The organism is Streptomyces scopuliridis RB72 (assembly GCF_000718095.1).
GTDB lineage: Bacteria > Actinomycetota > Actinomycetes > Streptomycetales > Streptomycetaceae > Streptomyces > Streptomyces scopuliridis.
On record NZ_JOEI01000018.1, the window covers coordinates 64,643 to 85,433 of the forward strand.

At 73.0% G+C, this 20,791-nt stretch carries 20 protein-coding genes and 1 pseudogene; 13 read left to right on the top strand and 8 right to left on the bottom strand.

The features are described from left to right. Nucleotides 1-25 precede the first annotated feature (25 nt). Nucleotides 26-1,288, top strand: a complete 1,263-nt coding sequence (locus IF11_RS0122800) for an MFS transporter (protein ID WP_030353550.1) — start codon at nt 26-28, stop codon at nt 1,286-1,288. Between the two features lie 128 nt (nt 1,289-1,416). Here IF11_RS0122800 and IF11_RS0122805 read toward each other — a convergent pair whose 3' ends face one another. Beyond that, the gene (locus IF11_RS0122805; RefSeq protein ID WP_030353551.1) at nt 1,417-2,049 is read right to left on the bottom strand and encodes a TIGR03085 family metal-binding protein; all 633 of its coding nucleotides are present in this window, start codon (nt 2,047-2,049) and stop codon (nt 1,417-1,419) included. An 82-nt stretch (nt 2,050-2,131) separates the two neighbouring features. Between IF11_RS0122805 and hisI the strand changes: the two genes are divergently transcribed. The 11 genes and pseudogenes from hisI (at nt 2,132) to lgt (ending at nt 11,554) form a co-directional block, all read left to right on the top strand. After that, nucleotides 2,132-2,509 (top strand): phosphoribosyl-AMP cyclohydrolase, encoded by a 378-nt coding sequence (gene hisI, locus IF11_RS0122810; RefSeq protein ID WP_030353552.1) that lies wholly within the window; start codon nt 2,132-2,134, stop codon nt 2,507-2,509. Nucleotides 2,510-2,625: 116 nt separating this feature from the next. Further along, complete coding sequence (locus IF11_RS0122815; protein ID WP_030353553.1) at nt 2,626-4,113, top strand: anthranilate synthase component I; 1,488 nt, start codon at nt 2,626-2,628, stop codon at nt 4,111-4,113. Nucleotides 4,114-4,182: 69 nt separating this feature from the next. Then, a complete protein-coding gene (locus IF11_RS0122820; protein WP_106979233.1) occupies nt 4,183-4,884 on the top strand; it encodes a TIGR02234 family membrane protein in 702 nt (233 codons plus the stop codon). Between the two features lie 156 nt (nt 4,885-5,040). Then, nucleotides 5,041-5,280: pseudogene (locus IF11_RS0122825) on the top strand (HGxxPAAW family protein); the annotation flags it as partial. A 239-nt stretch (nt 5,281-5,519) separates the two neighbouring features. Next, nucleotides 5,520-5,963: a DUF2752 domain-containing protein gene (locus IF11_RS0122830; RefSeq protein ID WP_078490859.1), complete on the top strand. Its 444-nt coding sequence runs from the start codon at nt 5,520-5,522 to the stop codon at nt 5,961-5,963. Between the two features lie 147 nt (nt 5,964-6,110). After that, nucleotides 6,111-6,920 (top strand): indole-3-glycerol phosphate synthase TrpC, encoded by an 810-nt coding sequence (gene trpC, locus IF11_RS0122835; protein WP_030353557.1) that lies wholly within the window; start codon nt 6,111-6,113, stop codon nt 6,918-6,920. A 7-nt stretch (nt 6,921-6,927) separates the two neighbouring features. Continuing rightward, a complete protein-coding gene (gene trpM / locus IF11_RS43240; protein WP_106979234.1) occupies nt 6,928-7,101 on the top strand; it encodes a tryptophan biosynthesis modulator TrpM in 174 nt (57 codons plus the stop codon). Between the two features lie 421 nt (nt 7,102-7,522). Beyond that, nucleotides 7,523-8,758, top strand: coding sequence for a tryptophan synthase subunit beta (trpB, locus tag IF11_RS0122840; RefSeq protein WP_030353558.1), 1,236 nt, complete (start codon nt 7,523-7,525; stop codon nt 8,756-8,758). Then, nucleotides 8,755-9,567: a tryptophan synthase subunit alpha gene (gene trpA / locus IF11_RS0122845; protein WP_030353559.1), complete on the top strand. Its 813-nt coding sequence runs from the start codon at nt 8,755-8,757 to the stop codon at nt 9,565-9,567. The genes trpB and trpA overlap by 4 nt, the downstream gene beginning before the upstream one ends. A gap of 76 nt (nt 9,568-9,643) precedes the next feature. Then, complete coding sequence (locus IF11_RS0122850; RefSeq protein ID WP_030353560.1) at nt 9,644-10,510, top strand: DsbA family protein; 867 nt, start codon at nt 9,644-9,646, stop codon at nt 10,508-10,510. Between the two features lie 69 nt (nt 10,511-10,579). Then, on the top strand, nt 10,580-11,554 hold the full coding sequence (gene lgt / locus IF11_RS0122855) for a prolipoprotein diacylglyceryl transferase (protein ID WP_030353561.1): 975 nt from the start codon (nt 10,580-10,582) through the stop codon (nt 11,552-11,554). Nucleotides 11,555-11,564: 10 nt separating this feature from the next. Here the strand turns inward: lgt and IF11_RS0122860 are convergent, their stop codons facing one another. Genes IF11_RS0122860 through IF11_RS0122890 form a run of 7 tightly spaced genes read right to left on the bottom strand, consistent with a single transcriptional unit; the run spans nt 11,565 to nt 19,660 of the window. Continuing rightward, nucleotides 11,565-12,308 carry an HpcH/HpaI aldolase/citrate lyase family protein gene (locus IF11_RS0122860; RefSeq protein ID WP_051746159.1) on the bottom strand — a complete coding sequence of 248 codons (744 nt, stop codon included), beginning with the start codon at nt 12,306-12,308 and terminating at the stop codon, nt 11,565-11,567. A 47-nt stretch (nt 12,309-12,355) separates the two neighbouring features. Beyond that, nucleotides 12,356-13,612, bottom strand: a complete 1,257-nt coding sequence (locus IF11_RS0122865) for a CaiB/BaiF CoA transferase family protein (protein WP_030353563.1) — start codon at nt 13,610-13,612, stop codon at nt 12,356-12,358. Further along, a complete protein-coding gene (gene rbsK / locus IF11_RS0122870; RefSeq protein WP_030353564.1) occupies nt 13,609-14,493 on the bottom strand; it encodes a ribokinase in 885 nt (294 codons plus the stop codon). Before rbsK ends, IF11_RS0122865 begins: the two co-directional genes overlap by 4 nt. Then, nucleotides 14,490-15,893: an ADP-ribosylglycohydrolase family protein gene (locus tag IF11_RS0122875; RefSeq protein ID WP_030353565.1), complete on the bottom strand. Its 1,404-nt coding sequence runs from the start codon at nt 15,891-15,893 to the stop codon at nt 14,490-14,492. The genes rbsK and IF11_RS0122875 overlap by 4 nt, the downstream gene beginning before the upstream one ends. Further along, nucleotides 15,890-17,143 carry an ADP-ribosylglycohydrolase family protein gene (locus IF11_RS0122880; RefSeq protein WP_051746142.1) on the bottom strand — a complete coding sequence of 418 codons (1,254 nt, stop codon included), beginning with the start codon at nt 17,141-17,143 and terminating at the stop codon, nt 15,890-15,892. Before IF11_RS0122880 ends, IF11_RS0122875 begins: the two co-directional genes overlap by 4 nt. Beyond that, nucleotides 17,064-18,635: an ADP-ribosylglycohydrolase family protein gene (locus IF11_RS0122885; protein ID WP_244888240.1), complete on the bottom strand. Its 1,572-nt coding sequence runs from the start codon at nt 18,633-18,635 to the stop codon at nt 17,064-17,066. Before IF11_RS0122885 ends, IF11_RS0122880 begins: the two co-directional genes overlap by 80 nt. Then, nucleotides 18,632-19,660, bottom strand: a complete 1,029-nt coding sequence (locus IF11_RS0122890) for an ADP-ribosylglycohydrolase family protein (RefSeq protein WP_030353568.1) — start codon at nt 19,658-19,660, stop codon at nt 18,632-18,634. Before IF11_RS0122890 ends, IF11_RS0122885 begins: the two co-directional genes overlap by 4 nt. Before the next feature lie 252 nt (nt 19,661-19,912). Between IF11_RS0122890 and IF11_RS0122895 the strand changes: the two genes are divergently transcribed. Beyond that, complete coding sequence (locus IF11_RS0122895) at nt 19,913-20,641, top strand: VIT1/CCC1 transporter family protein (RefSeq protein ID WP_030353569.1); 729 nt, start codon at nt 19,913-19,915, stop codon at nt 20,639-20,641. The last annotated feature ends 150 nt before the right edge of the window (nt 20,642-20,791 follow it).

The following is a 20,791-nucleotide window of genomic DNA, read 5'->3' on the forward strand; positions in this document are numbered from 1 at the left end:
CCGGCCCCGAGAGGATCGCGCCCCCATGAGCGCCACCGCCGTACCCACGCCCGCCGCCCCGGCCCCGGAGCGACCCGCCCACCGTGACCGCAACGTACTGCGCTGGCTCGCCGCCTACACCGCCTCCATGGTCGGCGACAGCGTCTACTACATGGCCCTGTCCTGGGCCGCGATCCGCACCGGCAGTCCCGGGCAGGCCGGTCTCGTACTCGCCCTCGGTGCCGTTCCGCGCGCCGTGCTGATGCTCGGCGGGGGAGTGCTCGCCGACCGTTTCGGGCCGCGCCGGGTCGTCATCGGCAGTGACGCGGCGCGCTGTGTCTTCATCCTGGGCATCGCGGTGGCGCTGCTGTTCACCACCCCCTCCCTCTGGCTGCTGATCACGGTCGCGCTCGTCTTCGGGGCCGTGGACGCGCTCTTCCTCCCCGCCGTCGGCGCCCTGCCGCCCCGGATCACCGCGCCCGGCCAACTGGCGCGTGTCCAGGGCATGCGGGGGCTCGCGGCCCGAATCGCCAATGTCACCGGCGCGCCGCTCGGCGGGCTCGCGGTGGCGCTCGGCGGCTCGGCCATGGCCTTCGCCGTCGCCGGGGCGCTGTTCGCGCTGTCGCTCCCGCTGCTGCTCGCCGTACGCATGATCCCGGGGCCGGCGAAGTCCCCGGCGGACGGCGCGGAGGCCGGCACCGCCTGGGGCGAACTGCGGGACGGGCTGCGCCACATCCGCCGCCATCGTGTGCTCGCCCCGCTGATGCTGGTGATCGCCGTCGGTGAACTGGGCTTCGTCGGCCCGCTCAACATCGGACTCACCCTGCTCGTCCAGGAGCGCGGCTGGGGCGCCGACGGCATGGGATGGATCGTCGCGGCCTTCGGCGTCGGCGCGGGCGTCAGTTCACTGCTGCTCACCGTGCGCGGACGGATGCAGCGCGCCGGACTCGTACAGTCCGTCGTCCTGTGCGGCGGAGCCGTCGCCGTCGCCGCACTCGCGTACGCGCCCTCGCTCGGCCTGGCCGTCCTCGCGGGCGTCTTCATCGGACTGCTGGCGGGGCTGAGCGGCGCGCTGACCGGAGCCCTGCTCCAGACGGCGGCCGACCCGGCCTATCTGGGCCGGGTCACCTCCGTGGCGACACTCTTCTCGCTCGGCGTCGCACCGCTCTGCTATCCGGTCACCGGTGCGGCGGTCGGTCTGTGGGGCACGGGTCCGGTCTTTGTCGTCAGCGCGGCCGTATGCGGTACGGGGGGCCTGCTCGGCCTCTGCTTCAAGGCCCTCCGCCGTGCCGAACTGCCCGCGCCCTGAGGCACGTAGCCCCCATGTCAGGCCCCTGGGCAAGTAAGTCCGAAGTCCCGTCTGCCCGGGGGCGGACGACGCCACTTCGGACTTACTCGTCTAGTGCCGCGACCGGGCAAACATTGCCGGGAGGGGCACTAGATACCGAGGCTCGCTTCCTGGAGCCGGGCGATCGCGTCCTTGTCGCCGTCCAGCTCCACATGCGCCGCCGCCTGCCGGCCGAACGCGAAGAGCAGCAGCTCCCCCGGCTCGCCGGTGACCGTCACCACCGGTGTGCCGCGGTGGGCCACGGCCGTCTGGCCGTCCGGGCGGCGCAGCACCAGGCCGACCGGGGACTTCCGGCCCATCATCCGGCCGCCCTTCTCCAGCCGCGACCACAGCGTGTTCGCGAAGACGCTGTCCAGCTCCCGGGGCGACCAGTCCGGCTGCGCCCGCCGTACGTCCTCGGCGTGGACATAGAACTCGACGGTGTTCGCGACCTCGTCGATCTGCTTGAGCCCGAACGGGGACATCCGGGGCGGGCCCGTACGGATCAGCTGGATCAGCTCCTCGTACGGCTTGGCGAGATACTCCGCCTGCACCCGTTCGAGCCGGTTCTTGAGCACGGCCAGTACCGTCCCGCCCGCCGCGTCGGGGCGGCGCTCGCGGACCACGACATGGGCCGCGAGATCGCGGGTCAGCCAGCCTTCGCAGAGCGTCGGCGCGTCGGGGCCCGCCGCCTCCAACAGGTCGGCGAGCAGAAGTCGTTCACGCTTCGCATGGGTCGACATACCGTAAGCCTACGGCGGCCCGGCCGCGTCCGCCCAGTGGACGTCCCGGTCGCGCGTCCCGCGGGCGCGGCACAATGGCCGTATGACCAGCACGCCCCCACCCGCGGGCCCGGCCGGCGGGCTCGACCCCGCCATCGCCGACCGGCTCAAGCGCAGCGCCGACGGCCTCGTCCCGGCCATCGCCCAGCAGTACGACACCGGCGAGGTGCTGATGCTCGGGTGGATGGACGACGAGGCCCTGCACCGCACCCTGACCACCGGCCGGTGCACCTACTGGTCGCGCAGCCGGGGGGAGTACTGGGTCAAGGGCGACACCTCGGGCCATGTCCAGCACGTCAAATCCGTCGCCCTGGACTGCGACGCCGACACCGTCCTGGTCCAGGTCGACCAGGTGGGCGCCGCCTGCCACACCGGCGCGCGGACCTGCTTCGACGCCGACGTACTGCCGCTCGGCCACTGACGTCCCGGCCGTACGGGTACGTCGTACCGTACGGAGCGACCGCCGGTGACCGTACGGAGCGGACGTTCCACTGTCCGCGCCCAACGCCTCCCGCCCAACGAGTAGGGTCAGCCGCCATGGACCTTGAGACCTTCCGCAAGCTGGCGGTGGACCGCCGCGTCATCCCCGTCAGCCGGCGCCTCCTCGCGGACGGCGACACCCCGGTCGGCCTGTACCGCAAGCTCGCCGCCGAGCGCCCCGGCACATTCCTGCTGGAATCCGCGGAGAACGGCCGCTCCTGGTCCCGCTACTCCTTCATCGGGGTACGGTCCGCCGCCACCCTCACCGAGCGGGACGGCGTCACCCACTGGCTCGGCACCCCGCCCGTCGGCGTCCCCGTCGACGGGGACCCGCTGGCGGCCCTGCGCGCCACCGTGGAGACCCTGCACACCCCCCGCGACCTCTCCTCCGGCATGCCGCCCTTCACCGGCGGCATGGTCGGCTACCTCGGCTACGACATCGTCCGGCGGCTGGAGCGGATCGGCGAGCACGGCCGCGACGATCTGCGCATCCCCGAGCTGACCATGCTGCTCACCTCGGATCTTGCCGTACTCGACCACTGGGACGGCACCGTCCTGCTGATCGCCAACGCCATCAACCACAACGACCGCGACACCGGTGTGGACGAGGCGTACGCGGACGCCGTCGCCCGGCTCGACGCCATGGCCGCCGATCTCGCCGAGCCGGTACGGTCCGCGCCCACCGCGCTGCCCGCCTCCGAACTGCCCGAGTACACCGCGCTCTGGGGCGGTCCCGACTACCAGGCCGTGGTCGAGGACATCAAGGAGCGCATCAGGGCGGGCGAGGCCTTCCAGGTCGTCCCCTCCCAGCGCTTCGAGACCCCCGTCACCGCGAGCGCGCTGGATGTCTACCGGGTCCTCCGGGCCACCAACCCGTCGCCGTACATGTATCTCTTCCGCTTCGAGGGCTTCGACGTCGTGGGCTCCAGCCCGGAGGCGCTGGTCAAGGTCGAGGACGGCCGGGCGATGGTCCACCCCATCGCCGGCACCCGGCCGCGCGGCGCCACACCGCAGGAGGACCAGGCCCTCGCCGACGAACTGCTCGCCGACCCCAAGGAGCGCGCCGAGCATCTGATGCTCGTGGACCTCGGCCGCAACGACCTCGGCCGGGTCTGCGAGCCCGGCACGGTCGAGGTGGTCGACTTCATGTCCGTCGAGCGCTACTCGCACGTCATGCACATCGTGTCGACGGTGACCGGACGGGTCGCCGAGGGGCGCGGCGCCTTCGACGTACTGACCGCCTGCTTCCCGGCCGGCACGCTCTCCGGGGCCCCCAAGCCGCGCGCCATGCAGATCATCGACGAGCTGGAGCCCACCCGTCGCGGACTGTACGGCGGCTGCGTCGGCTATCTCGACTTCGCCGGGGACTCCGACACCGCCATCGCCATCCGTACCGCCCTGCTGCGCGACGGCACGGCGTATGTGCAGGCGGGAGCGGGTGTCGTCGCCGACTCCGACCCGGTCTCCGAGGACACGGAATGCCGTAACAAAGCCGCGGCGGTGCTCCGCGCCGTCCACACGGCCAACCGGCTGAACGCCGGGTAGGAGGCCGCCCCACCTGTCCGCGGGGCCTCTGACCCCCGGGCGGCCGGGCGGGTGGAGCCGTAGGGGATAGTGGGGTGCGTGAGTGCCGTACCCGTACCCCAGCCCCGTACCGCAGGACCCGCGGCCACCGCCAGGAGCGGCGGTGGCGGCCGTCGCGCTCTGGCCGCGGCGCTGCTGCTCGGTGCCGCAGGCGCCGCCGTCGCGCTGATCGCCTCCGGCCAGATCTGGGCCGAGGGCACGGCGGCCGTCGGCGGCGGTTCCGTGCCGCTCGACGCCGACGGCCGGGATGTCACCGGCGTTCCGGCCGCCCTCGGCATCGTCGGACTCGCGGCGCTCGTCGCCGTCTTCGCCGTACGCGGAGCGGGGCGCGTCCTCGTCGCCGCGCTGCTCGCGCTGAGCGGAGCGGGCGCGGCCGTCGCCGCGTTCCTCGGAGCGTCGGACAGCGCGGCCCTCGACGAGAAGGCCGCGAAGACCACCGGCGACAGCGCCGCCACCGTCGACGCCCTGACCCATACCGCGTGGCCGTACGTGACCGTGGTCGGTGGCGTGCTGATCCTGCTGGCGGGGGCGCTGGCCCTGCTCTACGGGCGGCGCTGGCCGGGGATGTCAGGCCGCTACGAGCGGCCCGCGCCCGCGGGTGCGGGCGGGCCCGGCGGCGGGCCAGGGGGGCGCGGGCGCGCGGGCCGTACGGCGCCCGCGGTGGACCCCGACCGTCCCGAGGACCTGTGGAAGGCGCTGGACCGGGGCGAGGACCCGACGCGGGAGAGCTGACCCACCGAGGGGAGAGAGACGACCCACCGGCGGGCCGCCGGCGGGAGAGAGGTGACTCACATCGGCGGACCCCACGGGCCGGTACGGGTATCGCGTGCGGGACAATGTGGGTTGAGCGTCCGACTCACACAGCGCAACAGCAACGAGGAGCAACTCATGGCGGGCACCAGCCACGGACACACCCCGGCCGCCTGGACCGGCGTCACTATCTCCTTCATCGGCTTCTGCATCGCGGGAGTCTTCATGGTGGCGGCGAATCAGCCCGGATTCTGGGCCGGTATCGGCGTGGTCCTGCTCGGTGGTGTCGTCGGCCTGGCGATGAAGGCCGCGGGCCTGGGCATGCCGAAGGAGTCGGCGGCGATGGCGGAGGCCAGGGCCGCGGCGGTGAGGCAGCAGATCGAGAACCCGGCCGGGACGCAGGTCCGGCCCGAGGCCCAGCCCCAGACCCAGGGTCCGGCGCAGGCGCAGGCGCAGGCGCAGACGCAGGCCGTCTGACGGACCGGGTCGGCGCGCCACGCTCCCTTCTCGCGCCTACCGATTCGCGTTTCGCGTTTCGCGCGAACCGAAACGCACCGAGGGCGCAGTCCGGCGAGACCCGGGCTGCGTCTTTTCGTACGAGCGGGGACAATCACCGGGTGGATGACGCCCTGCCTGTGCCCGCGCCCGACCGGTCGGCCCGCCCGTCGACGGCGCGGCGGCTGCTGCCGCCGCTCGTCACCCTCGCCGGGGTGGCCGCCGCCTTCACGTACGTCGGGCTGGTCGACCCGAACGAAACCGGCCACTACCCGGTCTGCCCGCTGTACGGCCTGACCGGCGTCCTCTGCTTCGGCTGCGGCGGGCTGCGCAGCGCCCACGCCGTCGCGCACGGCGACTGGATCGCCGCCCTCGGCGACAACGCGCTCGCCACCGTCGGCTACCCGGTCTTCGCCGTCCTGTGGGTGGTGTGGGCCGTCCGTGCGGGGAAGGCGCTTCCTGTGGCGATCAACCTGCGGCCTGTCTGGTGGTGGGCCCTCGGCGGGGTGATCCTGGCCTTCAGCGTCGTCAGAAACGTGCCGTTCGGCTCGTGGCTCGCGCCATGATGGTCCAGGCGGTGTCATGCTCGGTCCACCGGATGCGGGTCCTCCGGCCAGTTCCGGATAGCATCGATATGGCTGATCCTGATCCAATGGCCGATCTGATCAGCGACCGAGCTTGATTCGAACCAGTCCCGGAAGGGGGCCGCTCGCGTGAGTGTGCTCGACGAGATCATCGAAGGCGTACGCGCCGACCTCGCAGAGCGGCAGGCGCGCGTGGGCCTTGACGAGCTCAAGGAGCGCGCCGCGAAGGCGCCCCAGGCCAAGGACGGTGTCGCCGCGCTGCGTGGCGAGGGCGTCCATGTGATCTGCGAGGTCAAGCGCTCCAGCCCGTCGAAGGGCGCGCTCGCCGCGATCGCCGACCCCGCGGCCCTGGCCGCCGACTACGAGGCGGGCGGCGCGGCCGTCATCTCCGTACTGACCGAGCAGCGGCGCTTCGGCGGTTCGCTGGCCGACCTGGAGGCCGTACGCGCCAGGGTCGACATCCCGGTCCTGCGCAAGGACTTCATCGTCACCTCGTACCAGCTGTGGGAGGCGCGGGCGTACGGCGCCGACCTGGTGCTGCTGATCGTCTCCGCGCTGGAGCAGCCGGCCCTGGTCTCGCTGATCGAGCGCGCCGAGTCGATCGGGCTCACCCCGCTCGTCGAGGTGCACGACGAGGACGAGGTGGAGCGGGCCGTGGACGCCGGGGCGAAGATCATCGGTGTCAACGCGCGCGATCTGAAGACGCTGAAGGTCGACCGGAGCACGTTCGAGCGGGTCGCGCCCGAGATTCCGGCCGGCATCGTGAAGATCGCCGAGTCGGGGGTGCGCGGGCCGCACGACCTGATCGCGTACGCGAACGCCGGGGCCGACGCGGTGCTTGTCGGTGAGTCGCTGGTGACCGGGCGGGACCCGAAGTCGGCGGTGGCGGATCTGGTGGCGGCGGGTGCGCATCCGGCGCTGCGGCACGGGAGGGACTGAGCTCGCCGTGTCTGTGTCTTTCGTTGCCGTGCGTGTGCCGCACGCGCCGCTGGCGCGGGGGTGCCGTCCGCGTGGGTGCCGGGCGCCGGCGCGGCGGGTGCATGGGCGACGGGTGCGGTACGTGATCGGCGATGAGCCGGGGCAGGTCAACGGGATGCGATGGCGCGGGGCCGCGCGTTAGGCGTGGCCTTTGCGGTGCGGTGTCCGCGGGTTGTGTGTGCGGTGCCGCGCTGTGTGCGGGCGCGTTGTGGGTGCGGTGACTGTGCGTTGTGCGGTGCCGTGCCTGGGGTGCGGTGACTGTGCGTTGTGCGGTGCCGCGCCTGGGGTGCGGTGACTGTGCGTTGTGCGGTGCCGCGCCTGGGGTGCGGTGACTGTGCGTTGTGCGTACGGTGCCGTGCCTCCGTGGCCGGTTCCTGGACTGCGCAGTGTCCATATGCGGCTCCGCCGCGTGGTCACCGCGCTTCGCGCGAGCTGCGACGCTTTACGTCCAGAAACCGGCCACTGCGGCCCGTCCCCTCGCGTCCGTTGCCGGGTGCCGGGGGTGCCTCGCTCTGGCGCATACGGTGAATCCCGTCTGCCGCTCTCCGAGGAGTCGTTCGTCGATGTCCGAGTTTTTTGTTCCTGACCCTGACGGTCATGTGCCCAGCGCCGAAGGGTACTTCGGTGCCTTCGGCGGCAAGTTCATTCCCGAGGCGCTCGTCGCCGCCGTCGACGAGGTCGCCGTCGAGTACGAGAAGGCCAAGGGCGACCCCGCCTTCGCCGCCGAGCTCGATGACCTCCTGGTCCACTACACCGGGCGCCCCAGCGCGCTGACCGATGTCCCGCGGTTCGCCGAGCACGCCGGTGGCGCTCGGGTGTTCCTCAAGCGGGAGGATCTGAACCACACCGGCTCCCACAAGATCAACAATGTGCTGGGGCAGGCATTGCTGACGAAGCGGATGGGCAAGACCCGGGTCATCGCCGAGACCGGGGCCGGGCAGCACGGCGTTGCGACCGCGACCGCCTGTGCGTTGTTCGGGCTCGAATGCACCATCTATATGGGGGAGATCGACACCGAGCGCCAGGCCCTGAACGTGGCCCGGATGCGGATGCTCGGTGCCGAGGTCGTGCCCGTGAAGTCCGGGAGCCGGACGCTGAAGGACGCCATCAACGAGGCGTTCCGCGACTGGGTCGCCAATGTGGACCGTACGCACTATCTGTTCGGGACGGTCGCGGGACCGCACCCCTTCCCCGCGATGGTGCGGGACTTCCACCGGGTCATCGGCGTCGAGGCACGGCGGCAGATCCTGGAGCGGGCCGGGCGGTTGCCCGATGCCGCGGTGGCGTGTGTGGGGGGCGGGTCCAACGCGATCGGGCTCTTCCACGCGTTCATCCCCGACGCGGGCGTGCGGCTGGTGGGCTGTGAGCCGGCCGGGCACGGGATCGGGACGGGCGAGCACGCCGCCACCCTGACCGCGGGCGAGCCCGGCATCCTGCACGGGTCGCGGTCGTACGTCCTCCAGGACGAGGAGGGCCAGATCACCGAGCCGTACTCGATCTCGGCCGGTCTCGACTATCCCGGCATCGGCCCCGAGCACGCGTATCTCAAGGACAGCGGGCGCGGGGAGTACCGGGCGGTGACCGATGACGACGCGATGCGGGCGCTGCTGCTGCTGTCGCGTACGGAGGGCATCATTCCGGCGATCGAGAGCGCGCACGCGCTGGCCGGTGCCCTGGAGGTGGGGCGGGAGCTGGGCGAGGACGGGCTGATCATCGTCAACCTGTCCGGGCGTGGCGACAAGGACATGGACACGGCCGCCCGCTACTTCGGGCTGTACGACGGGGAGGGCACCAAGTGAGCGGGAACATCCAGCTGCTGAGTGACACGCTCGCGGCGGCGAAGGCCGAGAACCGCGCCGCGCTGATCGCCTATCTTCCCGCCGGGTTCCCGTCGGTGGACGGCGGGATCGCGGCTGTGAAGGCCGTCTTCGACGGGGGCGCGGACGTGGTCGAGGTGGGGCTGCCGCACAGCGACCCGGTGCTCGACGGGCCCGTCATCCAGACCGCCGACGACATCGCGCTGCGGGGCGGGGTGAAGATCGCGGATGTGATGCGTACGGTCCGCGAGGCGTACGAGGCGACCGGTAAGCCGGTGCTCGTGATGACGTACTGGAATCCGATCGACCGGTACGGGATCGAGCGGTTCACCGCCGAGCTGGCCGAGGCGGGCGGCGCCGGGTGCATTCTGCCGGATCTGCCCGTGCAGGAGTCCGAGCTGTGGCGTGAGCACGCCGAGAAGCACGGGCTGGCGACCGTGTTCGTGGTGGCTCCGAGCAGCAAGGACGAGCGGCTGGCGAAGATCACGGCGGCGGGCAGTGGCTTCGTGTACGCGGCGTCGCTGATGGGCGTCACCGGTACGCGTGCTTCGGTGGGCCTGGAGGCCAGGAATCTGGTGGGGCGTACGCGCGCCACGACCGCGCTGCCGGTCTGTGTCGGGCTCGGGGTGTCCAACGCCGAGCAGGCGGCCGAGGTCGCCGGATTCGCGGACGGTGTGATCGTCGGGTCCGCGTTCGTGAAGCGGATGCTGGACGCGGCGGACGAGGTGGCGGGGCTGGCCGCGGTGCGCGCGCTCGCGGGTGAGCTGGCCGAGGGCGTTCGCAAGCGCTGACGGGCGACCTCACCCGTACGGGTGGACCTGGGACCGGGGAGGTGCGTAGGCGCCTCCCCGGTTCGTTGCTGTGGGCGTGAGCGAGAAGAACCGTGAGGAAAAGCGGAGCGCGAGAGAGCGGCTCCAGCAGGAACGTGCGGCGGACAGGACGCGGGAGAAGCGCCGGCGGACCCTCGTCGTCTCCGCGGCGGTGGTCGGGGTCCTCGGCCTGGTCGCGGTGGTCGGGCTGGTCGTCGCGAATGTCGGCAAGGACAAGGCCGACAGCGCGGGCGGGCCGGTCAGCGCGCCGTCGGGGCTGACGGGCAAGGACGATCTGGCGATCCCCGTGGGAGCGACGGACGCGCCGTCCACGCTCACGGTGTGGGAGGACTTCCGCTGCCCGGCCTGCGCCCAGTTCGAGAACGGCTTCAGGAGCACGATCCAGGAGCTGGAGAAGGCCGGGGAGCTCAAGGTCGAGTACCACCTCGCCACGATCATCGACGGCAATATGGGCGGTACGGGCTCGCTGCGCGCGGCCAACGCGGCGGCGTGCGCGCAGGACGCCGGCCAGTTCGCCCCGTACCACGATGTGCTCTACCAGAACCAGCCGGCGGAGACGGACGACGCCTTCGCCAAGAACAGCCATCTGCTGGATCTGGCGGGCAAGGTCGACGGGCTGGAGTCCGCGCCCGGCTTCCGGGAGTGCGTCGACGGCGGCAAGCACGACGACTGGGTGAACAAGTCCGCCGAGGCGTTCCGCACGGGTGGTTTCTCCGGGACGCCGACCGTGCTGCTCAACGGTGAGTCGGTCTTCCCGAAGAAGGGCAACGAGAACATCACGCCCGACAGCCTGAAGAAGTGGGTCAGGGAGGCCAACAAGGGCAAGAAGGCGGGCTCGACCACGCCGTCCGCGCCCTCCTCGATCCCGGTCGAATCGACGCCCGCGGGGACCCCGCCGGCCTGAGCTCGTTATGCAGAAGTTGCCGGGCGGGTTGCCGTAGGTCCCGCCCGGCACTGTAGCGTCGGTTCTGCCATGGACCTTGCATACATTCCCAGCCCGTCGACCGGAGTGCTCCATCTCGGACCGCTCCCGCTGCGCGGCTATGCCTTCGCCATTCTCGTCGGGCTGTTCGTCGCCCTCTGGATCGTCAACCGGCGTTGGGTCGCTCGCGGCGGCAAGCCGGGAACGACCACGGACATCGCCGTCTGGGCCGTACCGTTCGGTCTGCTCGGCGGCCGGCTGTACCACGTCATCACCGACTACGAGCTGTACTTCGGTGAGGGGCGCAACTGGGTCGACGCCTTCAAGATCTGGGAAGGCGGCCTCGGCATCTGGGGCGCGGTGGCGCTGGGCGCGGTGGGCGCGTGGATCGGCTGCCGCCGCCGGGGGATCGCGCTTCCGCCGTACGCCGACGCGCTGGCCCCGGGCCTCGCCATCGCCCAGGCCTTCGGACGCTGGGGAAACTGGTTCAACCAGGAGCTGTACGGCAAGCCGACCGATCTGCCGTGGGCGCTGAAGATCAGCGAGGGCCCCAACCGGGAGGCCGGTCTCTACCACCCGACGTTCCTGTACGAGTCCCTGTGGTGCCTCGGCGTCGCTGCCCTGGTCATCTGGGCCGAGCGTCGCTTCAGGCTCGGACACGGACGGGTCTTCGCGCTCTATGTCGCGGCGTACTGCGCGGGCCGCGCCTGGATCGAGTACATGCGGGTCGACGAGGCGCACCACATCCTGGGCCTCCGGCTCAATCTGTGGACCGCGATGATCATCTTCGTCCTCGCCGTGGTCTATCTGGTGATCTCCAGCAAGGTGCGGCCCGGCCGCGAGGAGATCGTGGAACCGGAGAAGGACGCCGCCGTCCCGGCGAAGGACGCCGACGCCTCCGAGAAGGACGCCGACGCCTCCGAGAAAGACGCCGAGGAATCCGCTGGGACTGACTCCGGTGAGGCCGTGGTGACCGCCGAGAAGACGGAGGATCCGGTCTCCGGAGCGGCCAAGGACGGGCACTGAGCCCACCGGCTCACCGGCGGCTCGCCAGCGACAGCGTCCTGCGGGCCGCCGCCACGATCGCCGCGTCCACGAAACGGCCGTCCGGCAGCGCGTGCGCTCCCGCGTCGGCCGCCGCCGCCTCGATGATCTCCTCGGCCTCGACGATCTCCCGGGCGGTGGGCAGATACGCCCGCTCGATCACCGGCAGCTGGCGCGGGTGGATCGCCGCCCTGCCGACGAGCCCCAGCGCCCTGCCGTGGCGGCAGGACGCCGCGAGGCCGTCCAGGTCCTGTACGTCGGGGTAGACCGACTGGGCGGGCGGTGCCAGGCCCGCCGCGCGGGCCGCGACCACGGCCCGGCTGCGTGACCAGTCCAGGCCCGCGTCGTCCCGTACCCCCAGATCGGCGCGGAGATCCGCCTCGCCCAGGGCGATGCCATGGACCGCCGGGTGGGCGGTGGCGATGGCGTGGGCGTGTTCCACGGCGAGGGCCGATTCGAGCAGCGCGTAGAGCGCGACATCGGGCGCGCGCGACGCGACGCGGTGGATGTCCGAGGCGTGGCCGACCTTGGGAACGCGCAGCCCGGAGAGGCCCGGGAGGCCGGCCAGCGACGGCAGGTCCCGTTCGTCGGCGATCCGGACATGGACCGGGATCTCGTGGGGGGACGCGAGGAACTCGGCGGTGGCGGCGCGCGCGTACTCCTTGCGGTCCGGCGCCACCGCGTCCTCCAGGTCGACGATCACCACGTCCGCGCCACAGGACAGCGCCTTCGCCATCACCTCAGGACGGTCCCCGGGCGCATAGAGCCAGGTGAGCGGGGCCGTCACAGCGCGCCGGCCGAGCGGAGGGCAGCGATCTCGGGCCGCGACAGGCCCAGCTCGGCCAGGACGGTGTCGGTGTCCGCACCGTGCGGGCGGCCCGCCCAGCGGATGGCACCGGGGGTCTCGGAGAGCCGGAAGAGGACGTTCTGCATCCTGAGGGGCCCCAGCTCCGGGTCGGGGACCTCGGTGACGGTGTCCAGGGCCCGGTACTGGGGGTCCGCCATGACCTCCCGGATGTCGTAGACGGGCGCGACCGCCGCCTCGGCCTTCTCGAACGCGGCCATGGCCTCCTCACGGGTGTGCCGGGCCATCCAGTCGCCGACGGCGCCGTCCAGCACGTCCGCGTGGTCCGCGCGCCCGCTGCCAGTGGTGAACCACGGCTCGTCGATCAGCTCAGGGCGGCCCACCAGGCGCATCACGCGCTCCGCGATGGACTGCGCGGAGGTCGAGACCGCCAGCCAGGAGCCGTCGGCCGTGCGGTACGTATTGCGCGGCGCGTTGTTACGGGAGCGGTTGCCGGTGCGTGGCTGTACGTAGCCGAGCTGGTCGTACCAGAGCGGCTGCGGCCCGAGGACGGTCAGGATCGGCTCGATGATCGCCAGATCCACCACCTGGCCACGGTCCGTGACGGCCCGGCCGCTGAGCGCCGTCATCACCGCGTACGCCGTGGCCAGCGCGGCGATCGAGTCGGCCAGCCCGAAGGGCGGCAGCGTGGGCGGCCCGTCCGGCTCGCCGGTGACGGCGGCGAACCCGCTCATCGCCTCGGCGAGCGTGCCGAACCCCGGGCGGTGGGAGTACGGGCCGAACTGTCCGAAGCCTGTCACCCGGGTCAGGACGAGCCGGGGGTTGGCGGCGGACAGTTCGTCCCAGCCGAGGCCCCATTTCTCCAGGGTGCCCGGCCGGAAGTTCTCGATGATCACATCCGCTCCGGCGGCGAGCCGGAGCAGCAGATCACGGCCGCCCGGGGTGGAGAGATCGAGGGTGATGGGGCGCTTGTTGCGGCCGAGCAGCTTCCACCACAGGCCCACGCCGTCCTTCGAGGGGCCGTGGCCGCGCGACGGGTCGGGGCGGGTGGGGTGCTCGACCTTGATCACCTCGGCGCCGAAGTCACCGAGCATGGTGGCGGCGAGCGGGCCCGCGAAGAGCGTGGCGAGATCGAGGACGCGCAGCCCGGCGAGCGGCGGGGCGGGCTGGTCGGGTGCGGGCCGCTGAGGGGCGGGGCCGCTGGGGGCGGGGTCGTTGCAGGCGGGCGCGGTCATCGGACCTCGATCTCGGTGCGGTACGGCATGGACGTGGACGCCCCGGGGCGCCGCACGCAGAGCGCGGCGGCGGCCGACGCCCAGCGCATCGCCTCGGGCATGGGGCGGCCCTCGCAGAGCGCGACGGTGAGGGCGCCCACATAGGTGTCGCCGGCGCCGGTGGTGTCCACGGCGGAGACCCGGGGCGCGGTCACGGTGACGGGCGCCGCGTCACGGGCCGCGTACAGACTCCCCGCCGCTCCCATGGTGATCACGACCTCGGGGACCTGCCGGAGCAGGGCCTCGGCCGCTCCGCGCGGGGCGGCGATCCCGGTGAGGGTGGCCGCCTCGTGCTCGTTGGGGACCAGCAGATCGACGGCGGCGAGGAGTTCCGGCGGCAGGGGCTGGGCGGGCGCCGGGGTGAGGACGGTACGTACGGAGTGCCGGCGCGCCGCCTCCGCTCCCTCCAGCACGGCGCTCAGCGGAAGTTCGAGCTGGAGGAGCAGGGCGTCGGCGGCGGCGATCACGGTCTCGTCGCCGGGGCCGAGCCCGCTGACCGTACCGTTCGCCCCCGGGATGACGACGATCGCGTTGCGGCCCTGGTCGTCGACGACGATATGGGCGGTGCCCGAGGCACCCTCGTCGGTGCGCAGGAGATCCGTGTCGACCCCGGAGGCTTCGAGGGTGTGCCGCAGCAGTTCTCCGTACTCGTCCGCGCCGACCGCGCCGATCATCGCGACCTCACCGCCCGCGCGGGCGGCGGCGACGGCCTGATTGGCGCCCTTGCCGCCGGGGATCGTGCGGAACTCCCGTCCGGTCACGGTCTCCCCGTGCTTCGGGGCGTGCGCGACATACACGACGAGATCCATATTGGCGCTGCCGAGCACCACGATGCCGCTCATGTGCGACGCGCCTCCTTCTGGGGTTCCTGCCCGGCCGGGCCGTGGGTCACGGCGCGGGTCAGTTCGGCGAGGGTGTCGAAGCCGGTGCCGTCGAACCCGGCGACGGAGGTGGCGAGCCGGTTCTTGAGCGGGGCGGTCCAGTGTTCCGGCAGCCTGGCCGGATGACCGGCCAGCAGTCCGGCGACGGAACCGGCCGTCGCGCCGTTCGAGTCGGTGTCCCAGCCTCCGGACACCGCACGGCAGATGGAGCCGCCGAAGTCGCCGTCCGCGTGGGTCAGCGCGGCGGCCAGCAGCGCGGCGTTGGGCAGGACATGGACCCAGTGATAGTGGCCGTAGGCGGCGTGGAGCGCGTCGGCCACGGTCTCGAAGTCCCGGTGCGCGCGGGCGGATTCGATCCCGAAGGCGACCGCTTCGGCGAGTCGGGAGCGCGGCGGTACGACGGACAGCCCGGCCCGCAGACAGCCGTGCACCTCGTCGGTCCGGGCCGCGGCGGCGATGACGGCCGCGACGAACATCGCTCCGTACACCCCGTTCGCCGTATGAGTGAGCGTCGCCTCCCGGTGCGCCTGTGCGGCGGCGGCCGCCGGGTCGCCGGGGTTCGTCCAGCCGTGGACGTCGGCGCGGATGGCCGCCCCGATCCACTCCCGGAACGGATTGCGGTACCGGGCGGTCTCCGGCGGCTCGATCCCGGCGAGCAGATTGCGGTACGCGACGCGCTCGGCGGTGAACGTACGCCCGGCCGGCAGCTCGTCCAGCCAGAGCCGCGCGACATCGGCGGTGGTGAAAGCGCGGCCGTGGCGCCGGAGCAGAAGCACCGTGAGCAAGGGGTAGTTGAGATCGTCGTCCTCGGGCATCCCGTCGATGTTCTCGGCGAGCGAGGTCGGCGCCGAGCGGCGGTTCCACGGGTACGCGGCGGCGAGCTCGTCCGGCACCCCCTCGGCCGTGAACCAGGTGCGCAGCGGCCAGTTGCCGGTGGCGCGGGCGAGGGCCCGGATTCCGGAGAGGGGCAGCTTCTCGACGGGTTTGCCCAGCAGACAGCCCACGGCCCGGCCGAGCCAGGCGGCGTGCAGCCGGGGGACGGAGAGGGCGGGCGACGGCTCGGCCGGGGTGTCCGGCCAGGAGGGGCACGCGGCCCTGATCGCGGGCAGATCCGTCGGTTCTCTCTCCGTCGGCGGCGTGGGCAGCAGGGCCAGTTCGTTCAGCAACTCACCGGCGAGTGCGCGTAGTTGCGGCGTGGCCGGTACGGGGGAGGCGCCCGCGCGGTCCGGGGCGGGCAGGCCGCCCGCCGCGTGCCAGCGGTCGGCGATCCGGGTCGCGTCCCGGCCGTCCTGCGCGGCCTGGCGCAGTTCATGGCCGATCAGATCCTCGGGCTGCACCCAGGTGAGACGCAGGTCGGTCATCGCGCGCCCGCCGGTTGCCGCGCGTCGGTGATATGAGGAGACGTCACCTGTGAGGGCGTCAGTTCGACGAAGGCCGACTCGTGCGCACGGCGGCGCTCCGTATCGCGGGCGAACACCTCGTACGCCACCTTCGTCAGTGCCCGCGCCGGGGTGTGCAGATCGAGACGGCTCGCCTCGGCCACGTCCCGTGCCCACTCGGCGGGGACGGCGGCCTCGCCGCCCAGTGCCCCGGCGAGCGCGCCGCTCATGGTGGCGATCGAGTCGCAGTCCCGGCCGTAGTTCACCGAGCCGAGGACCGTACGGCGGTAGTCGCCCGCGCCGATCAGCAACATGCCGAGCGCGATGGGGAGTTCCTCGATGGAGTGCAGCCGGGAGGGGCGGCGGGCGCCGAGCGACGGGGCGCGGTAGTGCGGGCCGACCGTGTCGAACGGTGCGACCGCCTCGCGCAGCCCGCGCAGCGCGGACTCCGTGTCGCGATGCCGGGCGGCCACCGCGCACACCGCCTCGATCGCCGCGCGCGTCCCGTCCTTCGCCAGGCCCACGCACGTCGCCACGACCGACGCGGGCGTGGCGTCCGGCAGGCAGGCGGCGGCCACGGCGGCGGCGAACACCCCGGCGGCCTCGCGCCCGTACGAGGACTGATGCGCGCCGGCCACCTCGATCGCCTCGGCGTAGGCGGCGGCCGGATGCGCCGCGTTGACCAGGCCGATGGGTGCCATGTACATCGCCGCACCGCAGTTGACGATGTTTCCGGTGCCCGCCTCGCGCGGATCGACATGTCCGTAGTGCAGCCGGGTGACCAGCCACTTCTCGGCGAGGAAGATCCGCTGGAGCGGCAGCGCCTCGGTCTCCAGCTCGGGGATCCAGCGCGGGGTGGAGATGAGATCGGGGACGAGATGGTCGGCGACCGCGTACGCGTCGAGATGGTCGCGGACCTTCTCGTACACCCGGATCAGCGCGTGTGTCATCAGGGTGTCGTCGGTGATGTGCCCGTCGCCCTTGTGGTACGGGGCGAGCGGGCGGGCGGTGCGCCAGTCCTCGTTCCACGGTCCGACGATGCCGGACACCCGGCCGCCGTGCCGTTCCACGATCTGCTCGGGGGAGTACCCCTCGACCGGACCGCCGAGCGCGTCACCGACGGCCGCGCCGATCAGACAGCCGGTGATCCGGTCAGTGAGGGGTGGTGTCGTCGGGGGTGCGCTCTGTGGTGTGGTGCCGGACTGTGGCGTCGTACCGGACTGTGGCGTCATGTCGGAATTGTCCACCCGGAGTGGTCAGTTCCGTGGCTGCGAGCAGTCCGGCGAGTTCGACGAGATCGGTCCCCGCGAGCCGGGGGAGAGCACACCCCGCCAGGGTCCGGCAGGCGTCCCGCCAGGCGGCCGGTACGGCGTCGCCCCCGCCGAGCGCGCCGGTCAGCGCGCCGGCCAGCGCGGGCGCGGAGTCGGCGACCCTGGAGAGACAGGCGGCGGCGGGCACCGCTCCGGCGACACTGCCCCCGGCGGCGAGGGTCAGGGCGAGGGCGACCGGGACGGTCTCGGCCGCGGCGATGCCGTAGCTGTAGACGTGGTCGACGATCTGATGCTCCAGCAGCGGTACGAGCGCGAAGGCGCCGGCCGGTTCACCGGCGAAGTCGCGGGCCAGCTTGACGGCGTGGCGGGCGTTGCGGCCGATCTCCGTGGACTCGGGCAGCTGGTCGAGGGCGGCCTCGACGGCGGCCTCGGTGTCCCCGCCGCCGAGGGCCGTCGCGACGGCCGCGGCCATGGCGCGGGCGCCGTGCACCCCGTCGCCGTCCTGGGTGTACCGGGCGTCGAACTCGGCGAGTCCGGCGGCGGCGGCCGGATCGCCGGGGTGGACGACGGCGAGCACGGCGGCCCGTACGCACGCGGCGTCGTCGAAGTAGTGCGGGTTGTCATGGCCGGTGGCGGGCGGGCGCAGCCCGGTGGCGAGATTCCCGAGGCCCGCGCGTACGGAGATCCGCGCCCGCAGGGGCGGTACGGCCGACTCCACCTCGGGCGCGCGGGCCGCCGCGGCGGCGATCTCGCCGGCGAGGGAGTTCCACGCGCGATCGATGGCGGCCCGCATCCGGAGGTCGGGGCCCAGATGCCGGAAGAGATCGCCGGCGGCGGTGAGCACGGACCCGGCGGCGAAGGCGGCCCACTCGGCGTCGTCGGAGGGGCCGAGCCTGAGCGGCTCGGGGGGCTGGTTGAGCGCGATGGGCACGGGGAGGGTGGTGGTCGCGTTCTGCTCGGCGAAGGTGTCCAGCTCCCGGGTGAGCCGGCGCGTCCACTCGGGCATCCGCGCGGCCCGGTGGCGGGCGGCGGGCCACCCGGCGGCGTCCCCGGCGGCGAGCCCGAGGAGCAGCCCTTCGATCCGGCGGAGAGGGGCGTCGGGGGAGCCGTCTTCGGCCGCCGCGTACGGGGTGTCGGGGCCGGCGGCAGGCGGCGGCCCGTCCGCGCTTCCCGCTCCGGCCGGCACCTGCCGGAGGCCGCCGGTGCCGCCCGTACCGGGGCCCGGCCGTGTGTCGGCTCCGACCGGCCCGTAGGGAGCCTCGGCCCCGGGTGGCGCCTGCGGTCCTTCGGCGCCGCCCGTGCCGGAGTCCGGAGCGTACGGAGCCGCCGCGGTCTCCGGCGCCGGCCTCGTGTCCGTCGTCGCCGGGCAGCCGGTGCCGGGAGCTTCCGGCACGCGGGACGCGACGGCCCATGCCCGGTCCTCGCGCGCCCGGTCCCGCTCGATCGCTGTCATGACGCCACCCTTTCGTCGTAGTCCGGCATGAGCAGGTCCGCGATGTCCAGTACGTGGTAGCCGCGCATCGAGGGCAGGCAGCTGCCCCCGACCGGGCCGATGGCCGAGGCCCATTCCCCGGGGATCGCCGCCGCCCCCGACATCGCCCCCGCCAGGGCGCCCGCCACCGCCGCGGTGGTGTCGGCGTCCCGGCCCATGTTGACCGCCGTCAGGACCGACATACGGAAGTCCCCGCGCGCCGCCGCGAAGGCGCCGAAGGCCAGGCCCACCGCCTCGGGGGCCAGATCCGTCCAGGGGTAGCCGCCGATGACCACCGAGGAGCGGACGGCGCGCTCCATCGTGAGCGTGTCGGGGTACGTACGCTGCGCGGCGACGACCCCGCGGCGCAGGGTGCGGGCCGTCCAGGAGTCCATCGGGACCACGGAGAGCGCGGCGGCGATCACCGACGCGGGCCCGGCGCCGCCCATCGCGGCGGCGACCCCGGCCGCCACCGCCCGGCCGCCGTAGATCCCCTCGCCGTCGTGGCTGACCCGGCCGTCGACGGCGACCAGCCGCGCGGCCTCCTCGGGGCGGCCCGCGGCGAAGACGCCGAACGGCGCCGCGCGCATCGCGAGCCCGTCGCTCCAGGCGTGCCGGTGCTGGGCCGTGATGGGCGCGGCGAGCCCGCGCCGCAGATTCTCCAGCGTGCCGCGCTCGCTGAAACCGGCCCCGCGGAAGGGGCCCTCGTCATGGTCCGCGAGCCAGTGGTGCCAGGCGTTCTCCACATGGGCGACGGTCAGGGCCGAGCCGTGCCGGGCGAGCAGCAGCCCGGAGAAGATCGCGTACTCGGTGTCGTCCGTGCCCGCCGGGCTGTCGGCCACGAACCCTTCGATACGGCCCCAGCGGCGGCGGATCTCGGAGGGCCGCATGTTCTCCGCCGGGGCGCCGATCGCGTCGCCCACGGCGAGCCCGAGCAGGGCACCGCGCGCCCGGTCTCGGAGTACCGCGACCGCGTCGACGGCGGGGTCGCGAGGTACTGACTCCATGGTGTGGCCCTTTCGCGCGAGCCTGTGACACCGCATCCGTGTCTCCGCATCTCTGCCACACGGAGGGCCGGGGGAGTCCGGGAAACCCCGCTGTCACCCGGGTGACATCTCCGCCGAGGCCCGCCCCAAGGCCGGTAAGTACGGCCTTCCTTGCTGGCGGGAGCCATTTTTCGTGCGTACTTTCGAAGCGTTGAGAGGGGTGGCACCGGTCTCCGGCGGACCGGGATCCGCCCCCGCGAAAAGGGGAGAAGCATGTCCATCATCGAGACCGAGGCAACGCTCCACGAGGCCCACCGCGACAATCACACGCATCGCGATGTCAACGGCGGCTGGCTGCGTCCCGCGGTGTTCGGCGCGATGGACGGACTGGTCTCCAACCTGGCGCTGATGACCGGTGTCGCGGGCGGCGCCCTCTCCCAGCAGACGATCGTGATCACCGGCCTCGCGGGTCTGGCGGCCGGTGCCTTCTCCATGGCCGCCGGCGAGTACACCTCGGTCGCCTCCCAGCGCGAGCTGGTCCAGGCCGAACTGGAGGTGGAGCGCGGGGAGCTGAGGAAGCACCCCGCCGACGAGATGGAGGAGCTGGCCGCGCTCTACGTGTCACGCGGCGTGGAGCCGGAGCTCGCCCGCGAGGTGGCCCGGCAGCTCTCGAAGGACCCCGAGCAGGCGCTGGAGATCCACGCGCGCGAGGAGCTGGGGGTCGACCCGGACGATCTGCCGTCGCCGCTGGTCGCGGCCGTGTCGTCGTTCGGTTCGTTCGCGCTGGGCGCGCTGCTGCCCGTACTGCCGTATCTGCTCGGCGCCACCGCGCTGTGGCCCGCCGTGCTGCTGGCGCTGATAGGGCTCTTCGCCTGCGGTGCGCTGGTGGCGCGGGTGACGGCGCGCAGCTGGTGGTACAGCGGGCTGCGGCAGCTGTTCCTCGGCGGAACGGCCGCGGCGCTCACGTACGGGCTCGGAGCCCTGTTCGGCGCGGCTCTCTAGGGCGGGACTTTTCCCCCGGCCTGGGGCATCCCGAATCCGGGAGCGAGGCTCTAACCTGGACAGGGCCCCCGAGGGCGGGCGGGCGGAAACGCCCGCCCTGTAACGTACGTCCCCGCGCGTTCCGGCCTCCGGGATGCGACACTTTGCCAG

What these genes read in the sequence shown, in the direction of transcription:
- IF11_RS0122890 (WP_030353568.1), bottom strand. Translation starts at nt 19,660, where the DNA reads ATGGAGTCAGTACCTCGCGACCCCGCCGTCGACGCGGTCGCGGTACTC.
- IF11_RS0122860 (WP_051746159.1), bottom strand. Translation starts at nt 12,308, where the DNA reads ATGGCGAAGGCGCTGTCCTGTGGCGCGGACGTGGTGATCGTCGACCTG.
- IF11_RS0122805 (WP_030353551.1), bottom strand. Translation starts at nt 2,049, where the DNA reads ATGTCGACCCATGCGAAGCGTGAACGACTTCTGCTCGCCGACCTGTTG.
- IF11_RS0122885 (WP_244888240.1), bottom strand. Translation starts at nt 18,635, where the DNA reads ATGACAGCGATCGAGCGGGACCGGGCGCGCGAGGACCGGGCATGGGCC.
- IF11_RS0122880 (WP_051746142.1), bottom strand. Translation starts at nt 17,143, where the DNA reads ATGACGCCACAGTCCGGTACGACGCCACAGTCCGGCACCACACCACAG.
- trpB (WP_030353558.1), top strand. Translation starts at nt 7,523, where the DNA reads ATGTCCGAGTTTTTTGTTCCTGACCCTGACGGTCATGTGCCCAGCGCC.
- IF11_RS0122800 (WP_030353550.1), top strand. Translation starts at nt 26, where the DNA reads ATGAGCGCCACCGCCGTACCCACGCCCGCCGCCCCGGCCCCGGAGCGA.
- hisI (WP_030353552.1), top strand. Translation starts at nt 2,132, where the DNA reads ATGACCAGCACGCCCCCACCCGCGGGCCCGGCCGGCGGGCTCGACCCC.
- rbsK (WP_030353564.1), bottom strand. Translation starts at nt 14,493, where the DNA reads ATGAGCGGCATCGTGGTGCTCGGCAGCGCCAATATGGATCTCGTCGTG.
- lgt (WP_030353561.1), top strand. Translation starts at nt 10,580, where the DNA reads ATGGACCTTGCATACATTCCCAGCCCGTCGACCGGAGTGCTCCATCTC.
- IF11_RS0122895 (WP_030353569.1), top strand. Translation starts at nt 19,913, where the DNA reads ATGTCCATCATCGAGACCGAGGCAACGCTCCACGAGGCCCACCGCGAC.
- IF11_RS0122875 (WP_030353565.1), bottom strand. Translation starts at nt 15,893, where the DNA reads ATGACCGACCTGCGTCTCACCTGGGTGCAGCCCGAGGATCTGATCGGC.
- IF11_RS0122865 (WP_030353563.1), bottom strand. Translation starts at nt 13,612, where the DNA reads ATGACCGCGCCCGCCTGCAACGACCCCGCCCCCAGCGGCCCCGCCCCT.
- IF11_RS0122815 (WP_030353553.1), top strand. Translation starts at nt 2,626, where the DNA reads ATGGACCTTGAGACCTTCCGCAAGCTGGCGGTGGACCGCCGCGTCATC.